Origin of the sequence: Pseudomonas sp. 43(2021), from assembly GCF_017490805.1 — a bacterium.
GTDB lineage: Bacteria > Pseudomonadota > Gammaproteobacteria > Pseudomonadales > Pseudomonadaceae > Aquipseudomonas.
Genome location: NZ_JAFGYJ010000595.1, coordinates 1 through 429, shown reverse-complemented (window position 1 = coordinate 429; position 429 = coordinate 1). Strand labels below are relative to the sequence as shown.

Sequence of the window (429 nt, the reverse complement as noted above, 5' to 3'; positions counted from 1 at the left end):
GGCCATAGACCGGATCGGGCACGAACGTCGATAGCGCGGTAATCGTCAGCTGCGGATAAGCCGGCCAGTCCTTGCACAGCGAGAAATCCGCTTCCGCGCTGACCGCTGGCGGTGTGCAATCGGCCCACGCCTGCCCAGCCATGAACCATCCGCAGAGCGCTACTGCGCTGATCCAATTGGACTTCATTGTCAATTCCCGCTCCTTGAAGATATTTCCAGGCGCGCACTATCCCTTTCTGCATCGGAGGATTCAACAGATCTGGCCAGCGAATCTTCTCATGTGTCTGAAGTCGGAATTCGCGAGCCGGCTCGCTCCCACAGGAAAGCCGCATTGCAAATGCGGGAGCGAGCCTGCTCGCGAAGGCGTCATCGCCAACGCCGCCAATCCCAATACTTGTCCAGCGTGCGCAACTTCTGCGGCAAGCCCCA

Annotated in this window: 1 pseudogene; it reads right to left on the bottom strand. The window is 59.4% G+C overall.

Annotated features, from left to right (window positions below):
• Positions 1–187, bottom strand: a pseudogene (locus tag J5M71_RS28870) (hypothetical protein); the annotation flags it as partial.
• Between the last annotated feature and the right edge of the window lie 242 nt (positions 188–429).